This is a genomic window from Arenibacter troitsensis, assembly GCF_900177645.1.
Classification (GTDB): domain Bacteria; phylum Bacteroidota; class Bacteroidia; order Flavobacteriales; family Flavobacteriaceae; genus Arenibacter; species Arenibacter troitsensis.
The window spans coordinates 230,163-253,738 of the sequence record NZ_FXAO01000003.1 but is presented as its reverse complement, the minus strand read 5'-3'; the positions used below and the strand labels follow the sequence as shown (position 1 = coordinate 253,738).

The following is a 23,576-nucleotide window of genomic DNA, read 5'->3' as shown; positions in this document are numbered from 1 at the left end:
ACAATGGGTAGAAAAACTTTTTTTTGTGTGGATGCACATACCTGTGGGAATCCTGTTAGAGTTGTTGCCGGGGGTGGACCTAATCTTTATGGCGTGGACATGAGCGAAAAACGCCAGCATTTTTTAAAGGAATTCGATTGGATCCGTAAAGGATTAATGTTCGAACCACGTGGCCATGACATGATGAGCGGAAGTATTTTTTATCCGCCTTCAGATCCGGCAAACGACTTTGGTATCCTGTTTATAGAAACCAGCGGCTGCCTCCCCATGTGTGGGCATGGTACTATAGGTGCTATAACCATAGGGATAGAGGAAGGACTACTTTCTCCCAAGGAGCTTGGAAAAATAAGAATGGAAACCCCAGCCGGCTTGGTAAATATTCAATACCAACAAACCGGCAAAAAGGTGGATTGGGTAAAATTAACGAATGTTAAATCGTACCTGGCCGCATACGAACTTACTGTGAATTGCTCAGATTTAGGGGAACTTGTTTTTGATGTCGCCTATGGAGGCAACTATTATGCTATTATTGACCCCCAAAAGAATTTTAAGGGTATTCAGGATTATTCCGCCAGCAAGTTGATACAATACAGTCAAGAAATAAGGGAGAAAATTAATCTTAAATATCCCAACAAGTTTATCCATCCAGAGAACCCTACTATCAATAGTGTCAGCCATATAGAATGGACCGGCAATACCATATCACCGGAGGCTACGGCAAGAAATGCCGTTTTCTATGGGGATAAGGCCATAGATAGGTCTCCCTGCGGTACCGGAACTTCTGCCCGAATGGCACAATGGCATGCCAAGGGAAAGCTAAAAGTAGGGGATGAATTTATCCATGAAAGTTTTATTGGATCCCAGTTTGTTGGAAAAGTGGAGGATGAAACTACATTGGCCGGGATGACGGCCATCATCCCCAGTATTAAAGGATGGGCACAGGTTTATGGGTATAACAATATCATAATAGATGATGATGATCCCTATGCCCACGGTTTTCAAGTAATTTGATATCATGGAAAAAGATGTTTTGATCATTGGTGGGGGAATTGTAGGACTCTGTTCTGCCTACTATTTACAGAAAGAAGGACATAAGGTTACCGTATTGGACCGATCTGATATTACATCCGGTGCTTCTTTTGTCAACGCTGGGTATATTACCCCAAGCCACATTATTCCCTTGGCCTCTCCGGGAATGATTTCAAAAGGAATAAAATGGATGTTCAATTCGTCCAGCCCTTTTTACATGCAACCCCGATGGGATACCGATTTTTTTAAATGGTCATGGTATTTTCATAAATCTTCCACTAAAGAAAAAGTGGCCCTGGCCATACCCTTGATCAAGGAGATAAATATAATTAGCAGGGAACTCTTTACCTCAATTAAGAATTCAGGGGATCTAGGTAATTTTCAATTGGAACGTAAGGGCCTTTTAATGTTATATAAAACCGAAAAGGAAGGCGAACACGAAATGCAAGTTGCCCAAAAGGCTTTTTTCTTAGGCCTGGAGGTTAGCTCATTGAATAAAAAAGAGCTGGATTTACTTCAACCGAACATTACCATGGACGTTAAGGGAGCTGTTCATTATGAATGTGACGGTCATACCACTCCGACCGAGTTCATGAAAAAAATGCTGGATTATTTAAAGAGAAGTGGGGTAACTATTAAGACCAATGAAGAGGTTATTGATCTATCCATGGAAAATGGACAAATAAGCAAGGTAACTACCAGCAAAAATGAATATTCCCCAGAAGAGGTTGTTTTGGCAGCAGGTTCTTGGAGCGATAATTTATCCAAGAAAATGAATATAAAACTTCCCATTCAGGCAGGTAAAGGTTATCGGATAAATGTACCCAGACCTACAGGCATCACCATTCCGGCCATTTTGATGGAGGCCAAGGTGGCGGTAACACCAATGACGGAATATACCCGTTTTGCAGGTACCATGGAATTTTCGGGAATCAACGATGTTATTAGAAGACAAAGGGTTGAGGCAATAGCAAATGCTGCCACCGAATTCTATCCGGAAATAAAAATAAGCGAAGCAGAAAAAGCGGATGCCAAAAGTGGCCTGCGCCCCGTATCGCCAGACGGGCTACCCTATATTGGCAGGATTGGCGACCTAAAAAATTTAACCGTGGCAACAGGACATGCCATGATGGGCTGGAGTCTTGGACCGGTGACCGGAAAATTGGTTTCGGAAATATTATCGGAAAGAAAAACTTCTATGGATATCACTGGATTTTCCCCGAATAGACGATTCTAGATCTTAGAACAAAAACAAAATTCCAAATCATGAAGTCAGATATACATATTCTTTTTCATGATTTGGAATTTATTGTTTTGGACTCCTATCAGCGCTGACAAACATTAAAATTATTTAATGGTCGCTTCCTCCAGTCTCACTAAGCAAATTAAATCCTCCTTTAACAACAACCCGATCGCTTAGCTTTAAGTCGCCCATTTCGGTAATGGCCGTAAACCCATTATAACTATCCCCCACGCCGACAACTTGGCTCTCAAAAATATACCCTTCATTCCCTTCCGAGATCAAGGATAAAACGTATTGATTATTATCCTGATTTACAATGCTCTCGTTGGGCAAAGCATTAATACGCTTATTGGAGGTAATAATAGCCGCTTCCACAAACATACCAACAGCAAAATTGTGGTTTTCATCATCGTGCAGATGTCCGTGGACTTTTACCGTTCTACTATCCGAATCAATTGAAGTACCCACCAAATATACCTCGGCCTCGTAATACTCCTGTGAAGCCTCCGAAATCTTAAAACGTATTTTTTGGCCTTTTTTGACTTTCATGATATCCTTCTCAAAGACAGATAATTCCAAATGAATATGATCTGTGTTTACGATTTCCATAATATCATCGGCAGGGGATACATACATACCTTTACTAATATTCACTTTGGTTATACTGCCATCTATAGGGGCAAAAATGGTTGCCTCCGACACCAAAATGCCCTTTTGAACATTTTCGGGAGAGATGTTCAACATTTTTAATTTTTCTCGTAACCCGTTGTATGTAGCAAGATTCCGTTTGTATTCGCTCTCTGCCTTTAAGAAATTCTTTTGCGAAGTTATCTTCTCTGCCACCAGACTTTTTTGGCGTTCAAATTCGGATTTAAGATAATTAAGCTGTTCAAAGCTTTCCTGATACTCCTGTTGCATTTGCACAAATTCGGGATTTTCCAGAGTAAGCAAGGGCTGTCCTTTTTTTACTTTATTACCTATCAAAAGAGGGGTCCTCTTTATATAACCGCCAATAAAGGCACTTACTATTGCCTTGTTTTGCGGAGGAACGTCTATGGTCCCCGTAACCTCTACCTCCACTGGAAAGTTTTGTAGACTTAGACCTCCCAGCTCCATGCTTTCCCCATCAAATTGGGTTTTGGAAATGGTTATCCTATTTGCATTAGGTATATTGTCCCCACTATTGCTGGTATCCTTGTTTTTTTGGCCTGAATCCCCGCAAGCCGATAGATTGAGGAAGAGGATTGTTACAGGCAGTATATATAGTAATCGTGACATAGTATTTTTTTTATAAGTTTAAATAATTGATGGCAATGACCGTTTGATTATAGGCATTTAGATTCTCCAAATAACCGAGGGTAATATTATAGCCATTTTCCATACTTTGGATATACTGAAAAAAGTCTATTTCCCCACTTTGATAACTTAGTGTCGCTGTTTTTATAATTTCATCAGCAAGTCCTTGACCTTCCGATTCGTAATAGGAAAGCACTTCTTCATACTTTTTCAATTGCCCCATCAGAGCCTGGTATTTGGCCCTTAACTGAACAGTATAATCCTTGGCTTCAGCCCGGGATACATCCTTTGCAATTTTGGCCGCCTTAATTTTGGAGGCATTACCGCTAAAAAATAAAGGTATCTTAATCCCCACTTGAAAACCATAAAGGTTCTCTCCCAAAGTGGAATTGGTTCCCTGAAAATAATTGAAGTTCAAATCCGGAAATAAATGTTGCTGTTCCAGAGTACTTTTGGCATCGAACATTTTTGTTCTATTTTCAAAAAATAACATCCCGGCGTTATTATCAATATTTACATCCCTAATCCGTAGTTTTTCCATAGGCAACGTTTTAATAATGAGGGTTGAATCTGGCTGCACCGTTTTAATTAGTTCTTGATATGCCAAGTGGGCGTCTTCAACTGCTTTTTTATAAAGTGTTTGAAGCTCCCTTTGTTTGGCCTGAGCCGTAATTTTTTCCAAATAATTACTTTCGCCAAGTTCAAATCTCCTTTGGGCAGAATAGGAAAAGCGCTGATATAGCTCATTTAATTCACTGTAGGTCTTTTCCTTTTGCCTGGCATATTGCAATCCGTGATAATTGGAGGCCAGTTCCTGCTCCAGGATTCTTTTTTTGCGCTCATAATTGCTTTCCTCCATCAAGTAGCTGGCCTTGTTGACACTTTTTTCTGCAAAATAAACGGTTGGAAACAGGAAGTTCTGTTGTATGCCGAATACTTCCAACGGCTCATTATTAAAGGCTATATTATTCTGATCGTAATGATAGTATAGATCTGTCTTATCAAAATTGAAGGCACTACCTATAAGCGCCTTGGATTCATCCACCTTAAGTTTGGATGCGTTTAAACCAGAATTGTTATTCATGGCCAAGGCCTGTATTTCATCAAAATTGAGCCCAACCTCCTGTGCCCGAACACCACTAACACCAACGATGAATAACATTGCCAAACTCAGCAGCTTCGAATTGCCATTTAATTTTAAAGTCTCATTTTTATTATTCAAATGAAAAATAGAGTAGAGAATAGGCAGTACCACCAATGTTAATATCGTAGCGGTTATAAGCCCGCCGATTACCACTGTGGCCAGGGGTCGCTGTACCTCTGCGCCAACATTTGTGGAAATAGCCATGGGAAGGAATCCAAGCGCCGCAGCGGATGCGGTTAGCAAAACCGCTCTGAGCCTATCTTTTGATCCCTGTATAATGAGTTCGTCCGAATCTTCCATACCTGAATGTTTTAACTCCTTAAAATGTTCTATCAATACAATTCCGTTAAGAACGGCAATCCCAAAAAGAGCTATAAAACCAACTCCAGCAGAGATACTGAACGGCATATCCCTAACAAATAGAAGTAGGATACCGCCAACGGCTGCCAGGGGTATGGCCGAGTAGATAATTAAAGCTTCCCTGATGGAATTAAAGGCAAAATAGAGTAATATAAGAATGAGCACCAATGCTACCGGCACTGCTATTTTTAGCCGGTCTTTGGCACTTTGCAAATTTTCGAACTGGCCCCCATAAGTGATGGAGTAGCCCGTAGGTAGTTTTATATTTGTTTCGATAAGCTTTTGAACGTCATCGACTACCGATTGAAGGTCCCTGTTCCTTACATTGATACCCACTACGATCCTACGTTTTGTATCATCCCTTGATATTTTGGCCGCTCCCGTGGTATAGGAGATTTGAGCCAATTCTTCTAAGGGAATCTTACCAGCATTAGGTGTATCCACATATAAATTTTTTAAATTGGAAATATCCTGTCTACTTTTCTGATCCAACCTTAAGGTTAGGTCAAATCGCTTTTCTCCCTCAAAGACACTTCCCAAATTGGTACCGGCAAACCCCATTGAGATAAGGCTGTTTAAATCGGCGATATTAAGTCCATATCTAGCAATCTTTGCCCTGTTGAATTTTACGTTCATTTGCGGAAGTCCTGCAATTTTCTCCAACGATATGTCCGCTGCACCCTCTACATTCTGAATAAGGTTTCTTATTTCATTCCCTTTTTTGTTTAGGATTTCCAGATCCTCACCAAAAACCTTGATGGCAATATCTGCGCGGACTCCCGTAATAAGCTCGTTAAAACGCATTTCAATAGGCTGTGTAAATTCTACTCCCATACCTGGAATCACTCCCAGCGCTTCTTTGAATTTGTCAGCAAGTTCATCCTTGCTCTCTGCAGACACCCATTCCTTTTTAGGTTTTAAGATAATGATAACATCACTCTCCTCCATAGACATTGGGTCTGTAGGTACTTCTGCGGCACCAATCCTAGTGACTACCTGTTTAACTTCCGGAAAATTGTCAAGTAGTATCCGTTCTATCTTGGTTGTAATTTTGACAGTTTCGCTCAACGAGGTCCCTGTTTTTAAAACGGGTTGAATAACAAAGTCCCCTTCGTCCAAGGTAGGAACAAATTCTCCGCCCATTGTGGTAAATAAGTATATGGATCCCCCCAATAGCAGGAATGAGATAGCCAACACTAACTTTTTCTTAGTAAGTGCCCAACGAATAATGGGATCATAAGATCTATTTAAAAATTCCATCAAACGAACCGAAATGTTTTTAGGGGACTTGGTTGATGGTCTTATGAATATGGAGGCGGCCACCGGAACATAGGTAAAGCATAAAATCATGGCACCCATTAAGGCAAAGCTAAAGGTGAGCGCCATGGGTTTAAACATTTTCCCCTCAACCCCACTTAAGGAAAGGATTGGGATGAATACGATGAGTATGATAAGCTGCCCAAAAATGGCCGAGTTCATCATTTTGGAAGCGCCTTTAAACGTGATTTCATTTTTTAGCTGCTGTTGGGCCTTTGTTCCAAGCAATTGCAATTCTTCTTTCTTAGCGGTTATTTGATAGGCTATGAACTCAACAATAATGACCGCGCCATCTATAATGATCCCAAAGTCTATGGCCCCGAGGCTCATAAGGTTTGCATCTACCCCAAAAATATACATTAGGGAAAGAGCAAAAAGTAAGCAGAGTGGAATAACGGACGCCACAACCAAACCGGAACGAAGATTCCCCAACAAGAGCACTACCACAAAAATTACGATCAAACAACCAAGGACTAGGTTCTCTGCCACCGTAAAGGTTGTTTTTTGGATGAGCTCGCTTCGTTCCAAAAATCCATTGATAAAAACGCCTTCGGGCAAGGTCTTGGAAATGGCATCTATACGTTCATGAACAGCTTCAATAACCTTTTTGGAATTGGCATCCTTGAGCATCATCACCTGACCCAACACCTTTTCTCCTTCACCATTTCCCGTAATAGCCCCAAATCGGGTAGCACTGCCAAAACCAACTTCGGCTACATCCTTAATGTATATGGGCAGATTGTCCGTTGATTTAACTACAATATTTTCAATATCCTCAAGTGAAGATATAAGCCCTTCGCCCCGAATAAAGTAGGCCTGGTTTACTTTTTCGATATAACCGCCTCCCGAAACGCTATTATTCTTTTCCAAGGACGTAAAAATGTCGGCAGTGGTAATATTCATAGCGTGCAATTTCTGGGTGTTTATGGCTACTTCATATTGCTTTAGATAGCCACCCCAAGTATTCACTTCCACAACACCGGGAATTCCCGAAAGTTGCCTCTTCACTACCCAATCCTGAATGGTACGAAGGTCCATTATAGAATACTTATCCTTATAGCCTGGCTTGGTGTCCAGAATGTATTGGTAAATTTCTCCTAAACCAGTGGTTACAGGGCCCATTTGGGGTGTACCGAAACCTGCGGGGATTTTCTCTGAGGCCGAGATTAATTTTTCTGAAATTAATTGCCGGGGAAGAAAAGTTCCCATATGGTCTTCAAAAACAATTGTGACGACTGAAAGTCCAAATTTTGATACCGAACGAATTTCAACTACACCTGGCAAATTGGCCATTTCCAGTTCCACGGGATAGGTTATGAATTGCTCCATATCCTGAGTGGACAAATTCTGGGAGGTGGTAATTACCTGTACCTGATTGTTGGTAACATCAGGAACAGCTCCAATAGGTATCTGGGTTAGGGAATACAGTCCAAAACCTATAATAAATAATGTAAGCAAAAAAACAATTAATTTGTTCTTTATACTGAATTGTATAATATTGGATAACATAATTCATGTAATAAAAAGATTGCAAGCTATTGCATAACAGCTTGTTAATTAATGATTTTAATCAGTATTGAATTATGCGGCCTTGGGAGGTTGGAAAATATCGGAATTCTCTATTTGGCAATAGGACTCTTGATAAAAAAAATTTGAAGTGGTATCCGCCACTTGAGGGGTTTTGGGCACCATAAAATCTGCACCGTTCATTACAAAAGCAGTGGAAAAATGGGAACAGGTTTGATGATTGAAGGGCAACTCTTCGTGATCCTTCTTTTCTTCACTGTGTTCCAAATCATGTTGTGCTTTAAGTTCCCCGTAATGTTTGGAAATAAAAACAAACAAATTATCCCCGTATTTCTGTTTATGAAACTCGGCATGGGTAAGGAAGTCATCGATCTGGGTAACATCTACCATATCCAAATTAAAACTTTGGAAGAGTAATAAAACAGACAACGCTATGGAAAATAATTTGCTCATTTCTCGGGTAAAGATAAAAAATAAGTCATCCAATTGGGAACACTTAAACAACTTTTTGGCAATCCTTATTCTATTACCACCAAGGCTTTGATCAAAGCCTCTTTTTTATGTCTGCTTAAAGGAATTACCTGTTCGTTTATTTCTACTGTGGAACCGTTAAAATTTTCAATCTTTTCCAAATTAACCGTATAGGATTTGTGGATTCTAAGAAATTTATCCTTGGGCAATTGTTTGGCAAAAGCCTTCATGGTAGAGAGTATTAAAGTCTTTTTATCTGTGGAAATAACCTTCACATAATCCCCATATGCTTCTATCCATAGTATCTCGTTCAGGAATAATTTAGTCTTTTTAAGGTTGCTATTTACATATATATATTCCAGCTCGATCTCTTCCGCATTTTCCAGTTCATATTTGTTGATCGCCTTTCTTATAGAAACATCAAAACGGGTTTTATCCACCGGTTTCTGTAAATAATCGGTAACGTCATAGTCAAAGGCCTTCATGGCATAACTGGGATTGCCGGAAATAACTATAACTTGTGGCTTATTTTCCAAGGATTCCAGAAATTCGAATCCATTGAAACCCGGCATTTCAATATCCAAAAAAATTAAATCAACAATAGTGCTGCCGATGTCATTCTTGGCATCTATACCATTATTGTATTCATTTATAAGGTCAAGCTTGGAGTGTTCCTTTATTATTTTGGCCACTGCACGGCGTTGTACCTTAGAGTCGTCAATTAAAATGCATTTTAATGTAGTTTTTTTCATGGTCGAAATTTAAACAAACCACCATATAATATTAAAGTTGGCTACAATCCACAAGAAAGGGATAGCCAAAATCTTCCTATTGACTTTTGCAACAGGAATATTAAAAACTTTAATGCCTATGGTTAGTGTTTGGCATTTTATAAGGAACAAATATACAGCATGTTATATTAAAAGTAAATCTAAATTATTATTAATCGCCCAGCCCAAATAGAATAGGGCCTAAGCCCATTTTAGGCTTAATATCCCCAACCCGACAAAGGATTTTTATGGCTTTTAAAAACAAATATTGACCTAAAAAACGGTGCATTATCCATAGATATACAATAGTCCATAAAATTTTATTTGTTAAAATTTGTCAAGAGGTCATTTTGCCAATTTTTTAGACATTATTGATTACAACTTAAAGGTATAATTAAAAAGACCAAACCAACCTCTAACGAATTTTAGACACACCATATATGATTAAGTCATTTTTGATTTATCTTTATAATATCTTTCCCCTATATGATCTGGAACGATTGTTCTGGAAGTTTCATTGATAAGGTCGGTATCCGATGGATGATCAGTTTCAACGAAAACATTTTAAGATCAATTTAAATCCAATGGGTTTAAGACCATATACACCCATTTTTCTTAAATATATAAATATCAATCAATTAAATCTACTAGTGTAATTTTTCAATTTAATTTAAAGTATTATGCCTAATCGTAAATTGAATAGTGGAGCCGAAGATGTTGCAGCATACATTGCCAACTGTCCGTTATCGGTACAGGAGGTTTTGGAAAAATTGCGCACTACCATCCTAAATGCGGCCCCAGAGGCAGAAGAAACGATCAGTTACAAGATGCCGGCCTTTAGGTATTATGGCATGTTGGTATACTTCGCTGCCTATAAAAATCATATCGGATTCTATGCCACTCCAACGGGCCATAAGGAATTTGAAAAAGAATTGGCTCCTTACAAGCAGGGGAAAGGCTCGGTTCAATTTCCATTAAACCAACCCTTACCATTTGCATTGATCACGAAAATTGTAAAATTTAGGGCGCAGGAGAATTTAGCAAATTTTCAATTAAAGAAAAAAACTAAATTATAAATCTTTTGGGTTTTGGATTGATTGCAACAAAATCCCGAATCCATAGAAAAAAAACAGCCCCTAAGTCATATAATGCAATGGTCATTCCCAAGGTGCAAACCAGCTTCAATTTTAACTGAGACTTCTAATTTGCTATCTTAGTGACTACATTTGGTCGTTGAAACCATAATACATTTGGAACCCAATAAAACCATAGCTCCATGCGCTTTTATTGTTTAGCTCCAATTTGTTTTTATTATGACTTTTTATAGCCTAATTTTGGCATATGATGATGAAGAACCACTTACTCCATTCAGTTTTGTGTATTTCCTTTATACTGGGCATAAGCTTTCCTATAGCAATGTTGGCCCAGGAAATAAAAATTTTTTCCGTTAAAGATTTTGATTTAAATGGACCCGTTAAATTTTGCCTGGTTTCGACCGACTATGGAAAGGAAGAATACACTTTTAATGAGGACGGACTTTTAACAAAGGCAGTTACCCGTTATAGCGATACGGATTACGACATAACAATTTATAAACTGGAAGGATCCGTTCTATTGGAAAAACGACTAGAGAATTATAGGGATGGCGTATTTGTAAAAAACACCTCTATAGCCAATTTTTATGAATTGGACACCATTGAAGGTAAACGGATTACCGAAAAAATAATATCGTATAACAAGGAGTTTTTGGATCAATATGAATATAACTATGGGGAAGATGGGAAGCTCTCCACTATAAAACGTATCAATGATAGTGGTATTGACGAAACTGCACTAAAATATGAAGTGTATAAAGGTGAGGTTACGGAAACCTATTATTTAAACGATATCATATTCAAATCTATCAGGACCTCAAAAATAAAGGGGAAGGACAATACGGTACACAAATTGATTCTGACCAAGGAATTTCTGGAAGGTCTACCCCAGAAGGCATTGGAACAGACTTATGACAGTAATAATAAATTGGTGTCGGAAAAAAAATTTGTTTACAACGATGGTAAAAAAACATTTATCCCCACAGAGAGTATGACCTATACATACAATGACAAGGGAATGCTAATGTCATTAAAAACAGCGAAAGGTAATACTGTAAGTGTTCAAGAATTTATTTACCAATACGATAGCCATGAATCCGGTAATTGGATAAAACAGATCATAACCCCGGACAACACCTATAAGACCAGAAAGATTAAATATTATGAAAAGGAAGCAGTACAGGAAGTAAAATCGTAAATACTTCATTCCAGAAAATTAACTCCATTCTTCTTTTAGAAGGCCGTAGCAACAGGTATTTCTTTTAAAACCATCCAATAGGTATACGTTTTTCCGCAATATGCCTTCCAATTTCGCTCCCAATTTTTCAACTGCTTTTCGGGAACGAATATTTCGCTCGTCTATCCTAAATTCAATCTTTTCAAAATGCATTTCATTAAAAGCATAATCGAGCATTAGCAGTTTTGCCTGACCGTTTAAACCAGTTCCTTGGAATTCCCTTCCTATCCACGTGGAACCGATTTCAAGAACCTTATTTTTTTTGTCGATATTCATATATCGCGTACTTCCGGCAAACTTTCCATTTCTTTTGTCATAGATAATGAAGGGCATGGCCGAAAAATTCTTTTCTTTCTCCAGCGCCTGTTCCACATACTTTTTTAGAGCTTCGGCAGTACCGATATCGGATGGGGAATATTCAATCAGTTTTTCCTGACCGGCAATAGGAAGCAAATAATGGTAGTTGCTTAAGGATAGTGGCGCTAGTTTCACCAAGTCGTTTTCCAGTAAAGGAGTAAAGCGTTTCATTTAATTAGACCAATTAGTACGTCCTTTTTTATTTCATGTCCGCCATCAAATTTAATCAATTCGGCCTTTCCGCTAAAAAGGGAATTCATTTTTTTCTCCTCTTTTTGGAGACGGGCTTCCGTTATAAATTCATCCTTATTGCCCAACACCATTTTAACCTTGGCATTTTTGGCAAGCAAAAATTTAAAATCTTCCGGAGTCAGTTCTTCCGGAATACCGCCTGCATATAAAATCAATTGGTCAAGATTTATTTTGCTTTTCGCTGTCCAACGGGTAGCTATGGACACCCCTTGGGAAAACCCCAATACAATTAGCTGGCAATGGGCCGGTATATTTATAGTGGCAAACAGACTATCCAAATAGTTTAGAACGTTAGTAGTTTCCAACATCGTATTTTCCTTGGTAAGCCAACTAGCACCTATATGCTTAAAATCCTTGTTTAAATAATATTTAGAGGGTGCTTGCGGTGCGATAATATAATTTTCTTCTTTGGGCAGTTCTCTAAAATATTTAATGAAATATCTACTCAAAAATCCTATCCCATGAAAAACTATCCAAACATTCTTGGTGCTTGTGTTTAGCGTATTCATGGTACTATAGGTGTTTGTGGAAGTATATGAAATTTGTTTTTCTTCTGGTTCCATAAATTTTGGGATAAGGGAAAAAGTAATTCTATTGTTGAATTTCTATTGCTTAATTTTACAAAAAAATAATTCATGAACGAATACAAAGAGAAAATTCTAAAAATTTGTAATGAGTCCAACAAGGCTACTTTAATGGAAACCTTGAATATAGAATATATTGATGTAGGGGAGAATTATTTAGTGGCAAAAATGCCTGTTACCCCTCAGGTTCATCAACCAGACGGTGTTTTGCACGGAGGGGCAACGGTGGCGCTGGCCGAAAGTGTAGGTAGTATGGCTTCCCATATTTTTTTGGATACCAAAGATTTTTTTGTTCGGGGTTTGGAAATATCCGCCAACCATGTGAAGAGCATCAGGGAGGGGGATATTTATGCTAGGGCCCAGGTGTTACATAAAGGCCGTACCACACAGATTTGGGATATTAAAGTCACCGATAAAGATGGAAACTTAATTTCAATTTGCAAACTTACTACCATTGCCTTATCAAAAAAATAGAATGTCGAAAGGTTTTTTGGATTTAATAAAAGAACAGTTCCTAAAAGGGCTGCCTTTTGTTGCCTATAGAAAGCCCAACGCGCTTGAAGTAAAGGTGATTTTTCAAAATGACAGGGAACTACATTATGTATCCGACTATGCCGAGAGTGGTTTTGTTTTTGCCCCCTTCGATGGGGCAATGCCTGCAGTGCTATTAAAAAAAGATAAGATATTTGAAGAGGTCTTGGAATTGGGATCCAAAGATACTGAAAACCCAATTTTCCCTGCATTGGATGAAGACTCCGATAAAGATTTTTACCTTGAAATAATAGAAAGGGCAATCAAAAACATTGATTCTGGAAATTTAAAAAAGGTAGTGCTATCCAGAAGTATAGAAGTAGAGACCTCCAAGAATCCTTTTGTAATGTTCCGCGATTTGCTCTACCAATACCCAAAGGCCTTTTGCTATATCTGGTTCCACCCAAAAATTGGGATGTGGTTGGGAGCCACACCTGAAATATTTTTGGAGACTGAAAACAATAAATTCAAGACCATGTCCTTGGCTGGTACCCAATTGTACAAGGTTGGCGAAGCACCAATTTGGAAAGAAAAAGAACTTGAAGAGCAGGAAATGGTTACCCAATATATCCATAGCTCTCTGGAAGATAAGGTTTCTTCCCTAAATGTTTCAGATGCCATGTCCATTAAAGCGGGGAATCTTTGGCATATTAAATCATCCGTTTCCGGAAATATGAACAATTCCCGACTTATAGATTTGATAGATGCCCTACACCCAACGCCAGCCGTTTGTGGATTGCCAAAAAATGCAGCCAAAGCGTTTATCCTGTCAAATGAGAACTATGATCGGCAATTCTATACCGGTTTTTTAGGGGAGCTAAACTTTAAGGAAGAAATCGGGAGGCAGTCCAAAAGAAGAAATCAGGAAAATATGGCCTATAGGACCATAAAGAACAAAACCTCCTTGTTTGTGAATTTAAGATGTATGCAGATATTGGAAAATAGGGTCAAAGTTTATGTTGGGGGCGGTATAACCAGTAGGTCGGTCCCCGAAAAGGAATGGCAGGAGACACTGCATAAAAGTAGGACCATGTTAAATATAATTTTAATGTAAACCAAAAAGGCAACATGGAATTGGTTTAACAAATACCTGCGTTGTAATTTTGCAATAATGAAATATTCCAATATTCCCTCCGCACAGTCACTTGTTCATCATTGCAAAGCAAGGGGCATAAAAAATATAATTATTTCTCCGGGATCAAGAAATGCACCTTTGACCATAAGTTTTTCGGAGGACCCTTATTTTAATTGTTATAGTATTGTTGACGAGCGCTGCGCTGCATTTTTTGCCCTGGGCATATCACAGCAACTGACGCAACCCACGGTAATTTTGTGTACCTCGGGTAGCGCTATGTTAAATTATTATCCCGCTATAGCAGAAGCATTCTACAGCGATTTTCCCATCATCGTCATATCAGCGGATAGGCCATCCTATAAAGTGGATATTGGGGACGGGCAAACTATAAGGCAGGAGAATGTGTTTGAAAAACATATTGGTTTTTCCGCGAACCTTAAACAGGATGTTTGTCATGCAACCCAAAAAATTATAAAATATGACCCTGAGCAATTAACGGAAGAAAGTATTGATCTGAGCCAAATTCAGGTTCAAAGGTATAATGATAAATTAATTAACAAGGCATTAAATATAGCCTTCGGCGACAATACTCCGGTTCATATAAATATTCCGTTCGAAGAGCCCTTATACGAAACCGTGGAGGAATCCGCACTGTTGCCAGAAATTAATTTATTGAAGGACCAAGTGCAAAATGATATTTTAGAATGGCAGGAGTATGTTCATCACTGGCATAATGCCTCCCGAAAAATGGTGTTGGTAGGTGTAAATCCCCCCAACGCGATTGAACAAAAGTATTTGGAAATTCTGGCAAAAGACCCAACGGTCCTGGTAATGACGGAATGTACCTCCAACTTGTTTCACCCCAACTTTTTCCCCAATATTGACAGTATTATTGCCCCGATTGAGAAATCGGCAATAAAGGATGAATTGTTTAAAATGTTGCGACCCGAGATTGTCCTAACTTTTGGGGGACTCATTGTTTCTAAAAAAATAAAGGCCTTCTTAAGGGACTATACCCCATTAATGCATTGGCATGTAAACCCCAAAAAGGCTTACAATACCTTTTTCTGCCTAACAAAGCATTTTAAAACTAGTCCCAACGAAGTGTTTAAAAACCTTTTGGCACAACCCTCTACCCAAGATAGTGATTATTATGACTATTGGGCAAAAAGGAAAGAACATTACAAATTAAGAAGGGAACAGTACTTACTGGAAATACCATTTTCGGACATGTGGGTATACCATAAGACCCTGAAAAGTATTCCAAGTAATTATCAACTACAATTGTCCAACAGCTCTACTGTTAGATATGCCCAATTATTCGATTTGGAGCCCTCTATACGTGTTTTCTGCAATAGAGGCACCAGTGGTATAGATGGTAGTACTTCAACGGCCATAGGGGCTTCAATTTATGAGTCCAGTCCAACACTGCTGCTTACGGGCGACTTAAGTTTTCTTTATGACAGCAATGGTTTATGGAATAATTACATAAAGCCCAACTTCAGGATCATGGTAATCAATAACGGTGGGGGTGGCATTTTTAGGATTTTACCGGGCAAAGAGGAAACAGCCAATTTCAATACCTTCTTTGAAACAACGCAAGATCTCAAAATCCAATCCCTAGCTGAGATGTACAGTTTTGAATTTGAATCTGTCACAAACAAAAACGACTTAAACAAGGCCTTGGATAGTTTTTATCAAGAGTCCGAAAAACCAAAAATTCTGGAAATAAAGACCCCGAGATTATTGAATGACAATATTTTGCTTAGTTACTTTGATTTCATATCTTAGAAGGATATAAATCTAATCATTAACAATATTTAATATTATGAGCAAAAGAGATGAGTTGATCGAAAAATATGCTGCAGACATAAAGGACAAATTTGGTGAAACACCGAATATGGATTTACTTAAGAAAGTTACTATCGGATTGGGACCTTCCATCTACAACATGGATGCCTCGAAAGTTTCTGGGTCTGATGACAAAGAATTGCAGACGGTTAAAAATAACTTCCTAATTAAAAAACTTGGATTAAAAGATAGCCCACAGTTAATGGATGCCATCAAAAGCGTAACGGATAAATACGGTAGTTCCGTGAAGAGTAAGCACAGGGCGGTAGTTTATTACATGTTGGCGAAACACTTTAAAAAGGAGTCCGTCTATAAATAATCATTAATTGCAGTTAATATAGCTAAGCCGCCCTTAAAAAGAGTGGCTTTTTTTTATTGAGATTCTTTTTAAACGTATTTTTGCCCAATGATAGCACTTGGAAAATACAATAACTTAGAAATACTTAGGGACACCACAGTGGGTCTCTTTTTGGGCGATGATGAAGGCAATGATGTATTATTGCCCAATAAGTATGTGCCGGAAGAATTTGAGATAGGGGACTTTCTGGATGTATTTTGCTATCTGGACCATGAAGAAAGAATCGTGGCTACCACCTTGGTGCCCTTTGTAACTGTAGACCAGTTTCAATTGCTGCAGGTTGCAGAAGTAAATGAATACGGCGCGTTTATGGACTGGGGACTGGAAAAGCATTTGTTGGTGCCTTTTAGGGAACAACGCAACAAAATGCAAGAAGGCCAATGGTACGTTGTGTATTGCTATTTGGATGAAAAAACAGATAGGCTGGTAGCTTCCAACAAACTGGATAAATTTCTGTCCAATGATAACTTAACAGTACAAGCCTTGGACGAGGTAGATCTTGTAGTTACAAGACTTACTGATTTAGGCTGGGAGGTAATCATTAACCATAAGCACAAAGGATTGGTCTACTCCAATGAGATTTTTAAAAAAGTGGCCGTTGGGGATAAACTAAAAGGATATATCAAGAACATAAGACCGGACAACAAAATAGATGTTAGCCTACAACCTATAGGGTATCAAAGTTTGGAACCTGCGGCGAACCTAATTTATGATAAACTTGTAGCCAATGGTGGGGTTCTAAATTTACACGACAAATCCGACCCGGAGGATATAAAAAGAATAATGCAGATGAGCAAGAAGACTTTTAAAAAGGGAATAGGTGCTCTGTATAAGGAACGTAAAATAGAAATTAAGCCAGATAGTATAAAGTTGCTATAATTTACCAGCTTTAAATAACATACTTTAATCTAATGGCGTCCAATTATTTAAGCATTTTAGTTTTAATTATTTGCCGTTTTGCAACAAAAACCATTACTTTTACAACAACCAAGTTTAAAAACATAAATAGTCGATTTATTTTTACTAAATTTAGAACTCATCCCCTAAACAATTAATACTATGCCATTCATTGAGGAAAGTGATTTATTGGAATTGCATAAAGATATAGACAAGGCTCAAATTATCAATGAACGCCTGTTGGATCAGATAAAATATAAGAACAAGGAATTAAAGCGCAGTAAGATACAGCGAAATTTATTTGGCAGTATAACGGTGCTTTTTTTAATTGGCACACTGGCCATTTTCTCCTACAATGCGGGATTTATTAGGTCTTCCAATTATGAGAACAGGAATAACATGAGCAATAACCTCTTGGTATCTATAGATAGTTTGGAAGTGATAAAGGCAAGAATAGATAATCTTAAGGAACAGAACGAAGAACTAAGTTTGGTGAAGGAGTTCTATTTGGCTAAAAAGTTTTTGGATAAAGAAAAGATTTATTCCGTACAGGTTAAATCCTTTGTAGATAATAACATAACCCTTGCTTCGGAATCGCTCAACAATACAATATTTGTTAAAACCAATCCCTTTTATTCTTACTCTCTGGGAAATTTTGAAACCTTGGAAGAGGCTAGATCCTTTAGGTTTCAATTGGTAAAAATGGGTTTTGAGGATGCATTCGTTGCTTCCTACAAAGAAGGTAAGCGTTTAGAAATAGAAGACCCGTATTAAATTGCCTAAAATTAAAGTTTGGATTGGCGCGGCCCGTTTGAGGACACTCCCTCTTTCGTTGTCCGGAATAATTGTAGGTACCGCACTTGGTAGCATGTACAGCCAGTTTCGTTGGGATATTTTTGTATTGGCTCTTTTAACAACCGTCGGATTCCAGGTTACTTCAAATTTTGCCAATGATTATGGCGATGGTGTTAAGGGTACCGACAATGAAAATAGGGTAGGACCAATGCGCGCTCTGCAAAGCGGACAATTATCCCGAAAGGAACTTAAAGTAGGGATTATTATTTCGATTATTATATGCATTCTTTTTACAGTTGCCCTTCTATATCTTTCATTTGGTACCGAGAACCTTATATTGACCCTAATTTTCGGAGCACTTGGAATTTTAAGTATATGGGCAGCCATAAAATATACGGTTGGATCATCGGCCTATGGATATAAAGGGCTTGGGGATATATTCGTGTTTCTCTTTTTTGGTCTGCTGGGTGTAATGGGTTCCATGTTTCTGTATACTAAAGCTCTTAATGCAATGGCCATTTTTCCTGCAGTAACAATAGGTCTTTTGAGTACGGGAGTATTAAATCTAAACAATTTAAGGGACTATGAATCCGATAAAATTTCCAAGAAAAACACCCTTGTAGTAAAGATGGGCATTAAGAATGGAAAAATATACCATGTTTTTCTTATTGTAATTAGTTTTTTAAGCATTTTAGCCTTTACCTTTATGCATTACCATAATTGGAAAAATACTATCCATTTGGTGGCATTTGTACCTATATTTATACATCTGAACAAAATGTGGAAACTTAAGAATACGGTATTGCTGGATCCAGAATTGAAAAAGTTGGCCTTGAGCACTTTTTTATTGTCGATTCTGTTTTATTTTAGTTTTAATAATTTTTCGTAATTTTGAGATAATAACCAATCAAAAAAATACACCTTGGAACAACCAATTAGAATTCTTATTGTAGAGGACAACGTAATAATTGCAGATGACATGCAATCTATGTTGGAAGAGATTGGATACGAAATCGTGGACAACGTAATTGTTTACGAGCAGGCAGTTGAAGTCCTAAAAAACAAGGAAGTTGACCTTGTGTTGATCGACATTATCCTAGCCTCCGATAAAACTGGAATTGATTTGGGTAAACACATAAGGGAAAATTACAATATCCCTTTTATATTCGTAACCTCCAACTCCGATCGGGCCACTGTTGAAAATGCCAAGACCGTTAAACCCAATGGGTATTTGGTTAAACCGTTTGAACAACAGGATTTATACACTTCCATTGAAATAGCCTTATCCAACTTTACCTCCGTTAAAAACAATGTTGCATCGGAAAGTCAGGAAGAAGAAGATGACAGGTTAATGTCCAACAAGGTATTAAAGGATTCCATTTTCGTTAAAAAGCAACATTTGTATTATCGAATCCAATTCGGGGACATACAGTTCATCAAAGCAGATAATGTTTATTTGGAAGTAAACACAGTAGATAAAAAGTTTTTGGTTCGATCTCCCCTCAAGGATTATTTGGAAAAGCTGCCACAGCATAAATTTTACAGGGCACATAAATCCTATATTGTTAATGTGGACCATATCGATGCCATTAATTCCAAGGATATATTAATTAACAATACGCTGATTCCTATTTCCAAGGAGTTTAAGGAATTTATTATTTCCGCAATGAATTCGTAATAAATAGTCTTTATAAGATACCATAAAAAGGTGCCTCATGGCACCTTTATTTTTTGTGGAAACCCTAAAAAAAGACCAATATATATTTAAACCTGACAAAGTAGAATTAACTACTGCCCTGCAAGTGCCCCCATATTAAAATAGGAACCCCGGCAAAGGGACTGGGTCTGTAATAAAATTACCTTTCAACATGCCTGTGGCTATAGAAATTAAGTTTGAAAAATAAGATTTAGAGTAGTTATCTTACCGTATAGAATATGATTTGTCTTAAATTAAATGGGCAGAATATTCCATTTCCCTCAATTTGGACAAGGCTTCCGATTTAGAGTTTACGTTTAATTTTAGATATATATTCTGTATATGAAAATTTACGGTACTCGGGGTTACAAATAAATTATCAGCGATTATCCTATAGGTAGCACCCTGACATAAATAATCAATAATCTGATTCTCCCTTTCTGAAAAGGAAGCGTAAGATTTTGGTTGAAACATAGCAATTATTTTCTTGGCTATATCGTTGCTTATCGTAGCGCCTTCGTACTTAATGGCATTTAGGGCATGATACAAACTCTTGATACCAAGAGGTTTGGAAACATAACCATTTGCCATGTTTTTAAAGGCTTTTTTTACGATTTCAAAATCATTTTGGCCACTGATCATGACGATTTTAACTTCAGGGTCTTTTTTGCGAAAGAGCCTTATGGCTTCAATGCCGCAGCCATCAGGCATAGTGACTTCAGAAGCAATAATATCTGGTAATACATTGTCATAATCCATCAGTGCTTCCTTTACCGAAACATATATTCCTACTAATGAATATTCTTCATAAGTTTCGAAATAATATTTGTAGGTCTCGTGGAGCGAAATGTCATTGTCTATTACAATAATTTTAAGTACGTTAGGTTTCATATCATTTGGGATTTGGGGGGTTTCTCTATTTTTTTACCGTTAAAATCAAAAGTTATCCTTGGATCTGAGCACCATAGGATCCATTTTAAGAACTACTGTTGTAAAAGCTGGTAATGAACTGTTTTGTTGGTTACAGTACATATAATGCTTTTGTTTTTTGAATAGGTAAGGGTGTGTTTTCATGCTTTGCTGATGTGGGACGTAATTAATATTTATATTGCTCTTAAACTCTTTATTTGGGTCATATGGAACACGAGAGATACTTCTTAAATCTTAAACGTTGCTCTTTGTCTTTTCGCTGTTGTTTTAAAACCTTAAAATTATGTTAATAAAATTCAAATATAGATATAAAAACAACAACCACCTTAAAAAATAGATGTATTTTCCTACAAAATAAAATTGTAACTAGTATTATGAATTATTGATAAAAATTAGTCCGTTTAACTGAATTATTATAATTGCAACTGTATGTAGCTCACAACCAATTTAATAGGATAATACATTCAAATAGAAAATTTCAATATTTCAAAATTCGTCACGATGACATGGACACTGACTGTAAGTTTCTAGCCTTTTACATATCAAAATTTTGGTACAACACAAAAAATAATAAAACTATTTCCCCTTTAGTATTGTACCCTTGCTAACAAGCGTCCTTCCAATAGGCAATTACGCTATTCAAACCGATCCATCAATTCATCTCCGTCTTCATATAGGTTTTCGGCAGTAGCCGTGTTGTTATTCACCTTCATAATCCATTTTTCACTCAGATATTTGCCGTCCAAATCGGTTGTATAAGCCATTTCCGCTTCGTTTTTCTTATTGTAATCTGCCAAATACACATAGTACAAACCATTTTCCTTATTGAAAAATTGCTTGGCACTAATCCCCTTGTGTTTTAGGTCATTTATAAAGGAATCTACATTTTCTTTATTCTTATAAACGTTGGCTATCAAATAATAACCTGTTTTTACCCCGGCTATACCCGATTGCTGCTCCATTCTTATTGGCAATTTGGCGTAATCTTTTTTCTCGGCATTATTTATTCGGTATATGGTTTTTTCTTGGACATCTGCCACTGCAGTTTCATATTGTTCACTATTTAATTTCCGAAGGTCTGTTTTCATACTCCGTTTTATCTCGTCTTTCAGTATTCCCACCAACATATTGAATCTCTTTTCGATCTCCCTTTTATTTGCCGATTCCAAGGAGTCTTGTCTTAGAATTAGTCCATCCAGTATTAAACGGTTTTCATAGGCAAGAGTATTTTGGCAACCATCATTTTTATCGACTTTGTCGGCATTGGAGGTATTCACTGTGAGATTTATGATATGATCTTTTGAGTCGTCATTTTTGGCGTATTGATTTTTTAACAGCTCCTTTAAGAGCAAGTGATTTTGGTATGCCAATGTACTTTGGCATTCGCAATTGCTATTGCCATTGCCATTGTCGCCATCGTCATTACTAGCCCCCAATCTTAACATATCATTGCCAGGGCCCTTGTTAACGGAATAGTCATCTGTAACTTCTGAGTTTTCAGAATTATTTAATTTTATATTTTTGTCCCTTCGCTGAATTTCAGCTTTCAATTTCTTAATCTCTTTCTCGTAATTCTTTACTACGGGATTCGATTTTTTCTTTTTGGTTGAGGTGGGTTTTCTGTAGGTGGAGTTTACTATGGGTCTTCTAGTATCCCCAAAGTCGTTTTTAAAGGTGTAGGCCAAGGATAGTTCATGGTTCCAACCAAGGCTGGCTCCGTATTTTAAAAAATTCTTTTCAAATACGTACCCCAGGGTCATCTTTTTACCAAGATTAAATCCTAGTCCAACAGACAAGCCGTATCTATCGTCAAGGGTAGACTGTATCCATCCGTAATCCGGCAAGTCCAACAATACAGATCCTGCAATGGAAAACTTGTCCTCGTCATCCCTATGGACTTGTAACAAAGGCATTATCCTGCCGTTGGTAAACAATCCACGTCTAGCATCCAGCTCATGGGTATATTGAAGCGAGGCTTTTAGCGTTTTATCGCTAAAATCCGTGATAACACTATTGGTAGTTTGATTGTAACTAATGAGGTCTTGGGCATACAGGCCAACATCGAACTGACCTATGGAGAGTACGACCCCAGGTTGAAGGGCCAATCTAGTCTCTTTTCTGGCATCCAATATTTCAGGGTCGTTTTCCGATGCTATAATCCTGTTTTTGTCGATTCCCGCATTCAGATAAGTGATATTGGTACCGAAACTTAAATTGCTATTCCTACCCAATTGCACTGAGGAGGCATAATTGGCGTTTATTCCAAATTCCTGCATAACACCGGCCCGATTGGCATAAATACCTAAGCCCAATGCGGTATGCTCATTCAATTTGTTGCCAAATCCCAGAAAATAATTTTGATTATTGTCGTTAAAGGTGGCATATTGATTTTGATGTAGAATATTTACATACGATTTGTTTTCCCTCACCAATGAAAAGGCAGGATTAATTAAAAACCTATTGTAGAACAATTGGTTGTGATAGGAGGTAGAGGAATCAAAATCGGAATTGGCTTCTTGACAAAGCACGGCATCATTGCAGAGTACAATGCAAAACAATATTAGGAGTAATACCTTCTTAAAAATGGCACCTCTGCAGTTCATCCAAGGGGAAAATTATGTTAATCCGATTATAAATTGTTACTTATAATCATATAGTGCGTGTCTCTCGCTTAACTTGGATCATTTATCTTAAGTTGACCTTATACCTGGTCGGGGCTTTAGAAAAATTCATTTGAAATGGTCCAAAAAATATTGGGGACC

Annotated in this window: 20 protein-coding genes; 12 read left to right on the top strand and 8 right to left on the bottom strand. The window is 37.7% G+C overall.

The features are described from left to right. Positions 1 to 3: 3 nt before the first annotated feature. A complete protein-coding gene (locus B9Y87_RS08235; protein ID WP_085497976.1) occupies positions 4 to 1,011 on the top strand; it encodes a 4-hydroxyproline epimerase in 1,008 nt (335 codons plus the stop codon). Positions 1,012 to 1,015: 4 nt separating this feature from the next. Next, positions 1,016 to 2,266: an NAD(P)/FAD-dependent oxidoreductase gene (locus tag B9Y87_RS08230; protein ID WP_085497975.1), complete on the top strand. Its 1,251-nt coding sequence runs from the start codon at positions 1,016 to 1,018 to the stop codon at positions 2,264 to 2,266. A gap of 114 nt (positions 2,267 to 2,380) precedes the next feature. Here the strand turns inward: B9Y87_RS08230 and B9Y87_RS08225 are convergent, their stop codons facing one another. From B9Y87_RS08225 to B9Y87_RS08210, 4 genes are all read right to left on the bottom strand, one after another. Beyond that, the gene (locus B9Y87_RS08225; protein WP_085497973.1) at positions 2,381 to 3,550 is read right to left on the bottom strand and encodes an efflux RND transporter periplasmic adaptor subunit; all 1,170 of its coding nucleotides are present in this window, start codon (positions 3,548 to 3,550) and stop codon (positions 2,381 to 2,383) included. A gap of 10 nt (positions 3,551 to 3,560) precedes the next feature. Then, complete coding sequence (locus B9Y87_RS08220) at positions 3,561 to 7,898, bottom strand: CusA/CzcA family heavy metal efflux RND transporter (RefSeq protein WP_085497971.1); 4,338 nt, start codon at positions 7,896 to 7,898, stop codon at positions 3,561 to 3,563. A gap of 72 nt (positions 7,899 to 7,970) precedes the next feature. After that, positions 7,971 to 8,369, bottom strand: coding sequence for a hypothetical protein (locus B9Y87_RS08215; protein WP_085497969.1), 399 nt, complete (start codon positions 8,367 to 8,369; stop codon positions 7,971 to 7,973). A 65-nt stretch (positions 8,370 to 8,434) separates the two neighbouring features. Continuing rightward, the gene (locus B9Y87_RS08210) at positions 8,435 to 9,139 is read right to left on the bottom strand and encodes a LytR/AlgR family response regulator transcription factor (protein WP_085497968.1); all 705 of its coding nucleotides are present in this window, start codon (positions 9,137 to 9,139) and stop codon (positions 8,435 to 8,437) included. Between the two features lie 698 nt (positions 9,140 to 9,837). Between B9Y87_RS08210 and B9Y87_RS08205 the strand changes: the two genes are divergently transcribed. After that, positions 9,838 to 10,233 (top strand): iron chaperone, encoded by a 396-nt coding sequence (locus B9Y87_RS08205; RefSeq protein ID WP_085497966.1) that lies wholly within the window; start codon positions 9,838 to 9,840, stop codon positions 10,231 to 10,233. A gap of 265 nt (positions 10,234 to 10,498) precedes the next feature. Then, positions 10,499 to 11,449, top strand: coding sequence for a hypothetical protein (locus B9Y87_RS08200; RefSeq protein ID WP_245808680.1), 951 nt, complete (start codon positions 10,499 to 10,501; stop codon positions 11,447 to 11,449). Between the two features lie 18 nt (positions 11,450 to 11,467). Here B9Y87_RS08200 and B9Y87_RS08195 read toward each other — a convergent pair whose 3' ends face one another. Together B9Y87_RS08195 and B9Y87_RS08190 are read right to left on the bottom strand one after the other, a co-directional pair. Continuing rightward, positions 11,468 to 12,016, bottom strand: coding sequence for a GNAT family N-acetyltransferase (locus tag B9Y87_RS08195; protein ID WP_085497965.1), 549 nt, complete (start codon positions 12,014 to 12,016; stop codon positions 11,468 to 11,470). Continuing rightward, complete coding sequence (locus B9Y87_RS08190) at positions 12,013 to 12,660, bottom strand: alpha/beta hydrolase (protein WP_085497963.1); 648 nt, start codon at positions 12,658 to 12,660, stop codon at positions 12,013 to 12,015. Before B9Y87_RS08190 ends, B9Y87_RS08195 begins: the two co-directional genes overlap by 4 nt. Before the next feature lie 72 nt (positions 12,661 to 12,732). On the opposite strand from B9Y87_RS08190, the gene B9Y87_RS08185 reads away from it, so the two are divergent. The 8 genes from B9Y87_RS08185 (at position 12,733) to B9Y87_RS08150 (ending at position 19,866) form a co-directional block, all read left to right on the top strand. Then, complete coding sequence (locus tag B9Y87_RS08185) at positions 12,733 to 13,155, top strand: PaaI family thioesterase (RefSeq protein ID WP_085497962.1); 423 nt, start codon at positions 12,733 to 12,735, stop codon at positions 13,153 to 13,155. Position 13,156: 1 nt separating this feature from the next. Beyond that, positions 13,157 to 14,266, top strand: a complete 1,110-nt coding sequence (locus tag B9Y87_RS08180; RefSeq protein ID WP_085497960.1) for a chorismate-binding protein — start codon at positions 13,157 to 13,159, stop codon at positions 14,264 to 14,266. Positions 14,267 to 14,323: 57 nt separating this feature from the next. Continuing rightward, on the top strand, positions 14,324 to 16,078 hold the full coding sequence (gene menD, locus B9Y87_RS08175) for a 2-succinyl-5-enolpyruvyl-6-hydroxy-3-cyclohexene-1-carboxylic-acid synthase (RefSeq protein WP_085497958.1): 1,755 nt from the start codon (positions 14,324 to 14,326) through the stop codon (positions 16,076 to 16,078). Positions 16,079 to 16,115: 37 nt separating this feature from the next. Then, on the top strand, positions 16,116 to 16,457 hold the full coding sequence (locus B9Y87_RS08170) for a DUF2853 family protein (protein ID WP_072861289.1): 342 nt from the start codon (positions 16,116 to 16,118) through the stop codon (positions 16,455 to 16,457). A gap of 87 nt (positions 16,458 to 16,544) precedes the next feature. Beyond that, entirely contained in the window at positions 16,545 to 17,375 is an 831-nt protein-coding gene (locus B9Y87_RS08165; protein WP_085497956.1) for a CvfB family protein, read from the top strand. 180 nt (positions 17,376 to 17,555) lie between these two features. Further along, positions 17,556 to 18,167 carry an SPOR domain-containing protein gene (locus B9Y87_RS08160; protein WP_031444097.1) on the top strand — a complete coding sequence of 204 codons (612 nt, stop codon included), beginning with the start codon at positions 17,556 to 17,558 and terminating at the stop codon, positions 18,165 to 18,167. Position 18,168: 1 nt separating this feature from the next. After that, positions 18,169 to 19,077: a 1,4-dihydroxy-2-naphthoate octaprenyltransferase gene (gene menA, locus B9Y87_RS08155; RefSeq protein WP_085497955.1), complete on the top strand. Its 909-nt coding sequence runs from the start codon at positions 18,169 to 18,171 to the stop codon at positions 19,075 to 19,077. A gap of 33 nt (positions 19,078 to 19,110) precedes the next feature. Continuing rightward, positions 19,111 to 19,866, top strand: a complete 756-nt coding sequence (locus B9Y87_RS08150; RefSeq protein WP_085497953.1) for a LytR/AlgR family response regulator transcription factor — start codon at positions 19,111 to 19,113, stop codon at positions 19,864 to 19,866. Positions 19,867 to 20,133: 267 nt separating this feature from the next. Here B9Y87_RS08150 and B9Y87_RS08145 read toward each other — a convergent pair whose 3' ends face one another. After that, positions 20,134 to 20,775 carry a response regulator transcription factor gene (locus tag B9Y87_RS08145; protein ID WP_085497951.1) on the bottom strand — a complete coding sequence of 214 codons (642 nt, stop codon included), beginning with the start codon at positions 20,773 to 20,775 and terminating at the stop codon, positions 20,134 to 20,136. Positions 20,776 to 21,449: 674 nt separating this feature from the next. After that, positions 21,450 to 23,417 (bottom strand): PorP/SprF family type IX secretion system membrane protein, encoded by a 1,968-nt coding sequence (locus tag B9Y87_RS08140; RefSeq protein WP_085497949.1) that lies wholly within the window; start codon positions 23,415 to 23,417, stop codon positions 21,450 to 21,452. Positions 23,418 to 23,576 lie beyond the last annotated feature (159 nt).